This window comes from Arachidicoccus sp., assembly GCF_050436765.1.
In the GTDB taxonomy this organism is placed as follows: Bacteria; Bacteroidota; Bacteroidia; order Chitinophagales; family Chitinophagaceae; genus Arachidicoccus.
The window spans coordinates 1-2,153 of record NZ_JBNQGD010000071.1 but is presented as its reverse complement, the minus strand read 5'-3'; the positions used below and the strand labels follow the sequence as shown (position 1 = coordinate 2,153).

The following is a 2,153-nucleotide window of genomic DNA, read 5'->3' as shown; positions in this document are numbered from 1 at the left end:
CACAGTCGGTTAGTAATGTTTATATCATATAAATAAAATTTTCATACCATTAAATTTGAGTAAAAAAGGGAAAAAGAAACGTAGTTACTAATGTTATATCAAATACAAGTAGTTTATTTAGAAATACAGGAAATACAGGTTAAAAGTAAAACGAAATGATAAACAAACGCGTGTATGCAGTATAAATACGTATGATCACGCAATTCTGATTGGTCGCAAGTTTATGCAGATCAGCACTTTTGTAATGCCTTAAGAATTTGCAGGCGATATTTCCTTATATAGTAATTAGTAATTGTCAATAACATGATTAAAATTTAAGAACGTATCATATTATTCATATGTAAATAGTATACAATTTCGATTAGACAACTCACATATAAAGATACAGATATAAAGTATTTCGTATTTTATTGTGATTTATTATTTATTATATTTTAATTTGGAATTTAACGCACGCAGCTGTCATCTCAAAACTTTGCAAAGTATTTCGCATTTTATTATATTCAAACGAACTATAGAAAAAATATAAAAAACTAGAAAATAAACTCATTATTCTACTACATTTATTTTATATTTTAATTTTAATTTTTGTAGCGCAGTTTTAAATTCCTCGTTGTCATCGCTATCAACATAGGCATTGGTTTCTTTATCTTTATTTCCTTCGCTGACTTTACCAACTTTATCTCCTTCGTCAAATTCGTCTTTATCGCCAAATTCGTCTTTATCGCCAACTTCGTCTTTATCGCCAACTTCATCGCCTTCGACTCTCCCATCTTCATTGTCTTTATCCTCATCGTCTCTAACAACTTCTTTACCTTTGTAACTCAACATACCTTCTTCTGCTGACGCAGAATCAGACGATTCGTATTCTGAAAGTTCGTCCGACAAGAAATTCTCCTTTTTCGTTATCTTTCGCTAACAAATAAAATTTAATTCATATAAAATGATTTAAAAAATAATTGAGCATTTACAGTGTCAATTTAGAAACTTACAAGATTTTTTGTTAAGACAGGTTTAATTATGTCCTCATTTATTGAAACAAATGGATTATCGGGATTTAGAACTATTTCGCAAACACTGATTGCGAACGCAATCTGCATTTTAGATCCATTCTTTTTTCCTCCCTTCCATAAATTTTCGAGTATTTTTGACATGTACGTTTCTGACTTCGCAGGGTCTATTTTTTTGAATAATTGCTTAAAACAATTCTTTGTCACGACGTCGCCTTTCCAAGCTTTGATTTCTGACTCTTTAGCATTGGTGTTAATCGGAGAGAGCTTACAATTTCTGAACGCAGAGAACATAGCTTCTCTTATTCTCGACACTAACGAACCCCTGTAGCTTCTATGTTTCGCAAGTAACTAATGATAGTTGGTATTCCGGACCGGAATCAAAAAAAATAATAATTGATTTTGTCTCGGTAATTTCAATATATATTAATGCAAATTTGCTAAAACTTACCGCCGATGCAATACTTTTCTCGTAGTACACCTTCCATTGCGAGCCTTCGATTCCTCGTTTAAACTTACTTAAGAAGCTCAAGTGTTCATCGATCATATATGAACATGTCGATTCAAAAAATTCATCTTGCGATGGATAAATCGAAGTTTCTAATAATCGCTTTGCGATTCCGTTAATTATTTTCTAATTTAAACAAATTGTATAGCTGTAAGTATTTATGAAATATTACGCAGAATTACTACAGGACTTGAATTCTTACCTTTAGAAATTCCGCATCGATAGATTTATCATCATTACTATTATCACTGCCCCTCTCTAGATTCGTTAAACGCTCCTTAATCTCCTCCTGCCCGGTTACTATCTCTTCTACCTTCCGTAGAATCCTTTCTAGCACTAACAGTAGGATAAAAATTTAACAATATAATATTTTTTTTTAGAAAAAAAGATAAAAGTAAAATATATACGTTTTTCGTTTTTGTCTAGTTTATGTCGTTTTGGTTCCGAAGATTCGGGCTGAGCGTCGGCAGCTCTTTTAGAAGTGGTCTTATTTGTCATTTTGAAAAAAGAATGATGAAAATAGTATACTTTATTCTCAAGTAAAAGAATGTGAAAAAATTAGAGAAAACAAATTAAAAAACAAATCAAATGAAGATAAATCTAAAAATTTTCAAACACATTTACAAGCAATTTAT

1 protein-coding gene is annotated in these 2,153 nt (G+C 30.8%); it reads right to left on the bottom strand.

Features of this window, described 5'->3' with window-relative positions; translation table 11 throughout:
- Nucleotides 1-549: 549 nt before the first annotated feature.
- The gene (locus tag ACQR30_RS03150; protein ID WP_429731136.1) at nucleotides 550-888 is read right to left on the bottom strand and encodes a hypothetical protein; all 339 of its coding nucleotides are present in this window, start codon (nucleotides 886-888) and stop codon (nucleotides 550-552) included.
- Between the last annotated feature and the right edge of the window lie 1,265 nt (nucleotides 889-2,153).